Here is a 365-nt window from a genome sequence, read left to right as displayed (position 1 = left end):
ACGCTCACACTGAGCTTGTAGCCAAAGTAGCTTTTGCCATGCTTTTTGGTATGCGTGGCATCGGTGTCTTTTTGTGCTGCCTTGGCTTCACTCCAGTCAGGTGATTGGCCCTCTTGCAGCTTGGCCCTTTCTTCTTTGCTGATGTGCTGTTTGGGCGCGGGCACCAGCGTCGCATCAATGGCTTGCCCGCCTCTGGCGATATAGCCGTTCTGGCGCAGTTGTAGCTCCACTCCTTCAAACAAGGCCTCCGCACCATCAAATCCTACTGATTGGCCAAAGCGCCAAATGGTGTTGCGGTCTGGTACGGTGAGGCTGTGCTCGAGTTGACAAAAACGCTGGTAGCTCATCCGATCGAGCAGTTGGTA

General features: G+C 54.2%; 1 protein-coding gene. It reads right to left on the bottom strand.

Annotation, left to right across the window (positions count from 1 at the left end; translation table 11 throughout):
- A partial coding sequence (locus tag E9531_RS17400; protein WP_136575027.1) for a transposase occupies positions 1–365 on the bottom strand: 365 nt, incomplete at both ends.

It is taken from the genome of Lampropedia puyangensis (assembly GCF_004833285.1).
GTDB lineage: Bacteria > Pseudomonadota > Gammaproteobacteria > Burkholderiales > Burkholderiaceae_C > Lampropedia > Lampropedia puyangensis.
This window is presented reverse-complemented; position numbering and strand designations above follow the sequence as displayed.